This is a genomic window from Treponema sp. OMZ 805 (assembly GCF_050937395.1).
Taxonomy (GTDB): Bacteria; Spirochaetota; Spirochaetia; order Treponematales; family Treponemataceae; genus Treponema.
Map to the genome: position 1 here is coordinate 1 of NZ_JACCLP010000043.1, position 871 is coordinate 871.

General features: G+C 41.1%; 2 protein-coding genes. One reads left to right on the top strand and one right to left on the bottom strand.

What is annotated here, in order from left to right:
* Window positions 1–181, top strand: a 181-nt coding sequence (locus tag HGH47_RS12180; RefSeq protein ID WP_432912727.1) for a hypothetical protein, incomplete at its 5' end; no start/stop codon positions are given.
* On the opposite strand, the gene HGH47_RS12185 is transcribed toward HGH47_RS12180, so the two are convergent.
* Window positions 176–871, bottom strand: a 696-nt coding sequence (locus tag HGH47_RS12185) for a transposase (protein WP_432912730.1), incomplete at its 5' end; no start/stop codon positions are given. The genes HGH47_RS12180 and HGH47_RS12185 overlap by 6 nt on opposite strands.

Consider the following 871-nt stretch of genomic DNA (forward strand, 5'->3'; position numbering starts at 1 on the left):
TCCGTTCTTCATCGCATCTTCTTTCATGCCTATAAATGCAACAACTGAACAAAGTGTCAACTTTGGAAGGTGTTGCATTCGTGCGCGAAAAGCGCATATGTCAATAAGCAAGTTTTCGGAAGAAAACTTGACGGTTAACGAGGCAGCCTTATTCGGCTGCCGAAGTTATACCTTCTCATAAAAGTGGCATCATGGTCGGTTTTAGAAAAGCTGTTTCTCCCATTAAAGGTTGCGTTGTATGCTTCATATTTTTCTTTTCGCGGCAGCAGCTCTGTCTCAAGTTCTTTCTTTGCTTTCTCCAGTTTTTTTTAACCGTTTTTGCTTTTGTTTCGCTGTTCTCTGCCAACGCTTCAAGCTTGTTGTTTATCTTTTGCGCAACTTCTTTGATCTCTTTACTCGTAACCTCTGCTCCTTCTCCAAGCTCTTCTAAATCTTTATCGCCATATATATCATTTTCTTGTTCGGCTATCGTGTTTATTTCTTTTATCAGCTCTCTGACCTTTTCATCAAGTTTCTTTTCGTACTTTTCTACCGACCCTTTCCATACAAATGTGTATTTGTTCGCCGCACTTTCTATCTTTGTCCCGTCCACAAAATACTTCTCTAATTTGACATAGCCTTTTTCATACAAAAGCTTTACCGTTGCCGTAAATACTTCTTCAATCACACTTTTCAGCCTTTCTCCTCGAAATGCATTGATTGTTCTAAAGTCCGGCTTTTGGTTTGCTGCCAGCCACATTACGTTCACATTTTCTCGGCATTGTTTCGCAATCTGCCGCGACGAATAGGTACCGGTCAGATAGCAGTAGATCAATACTTTTAACAGCATCTGCGGATGGTAGCGGCTTGCTCCTCCTCCCTTTGTGTATGA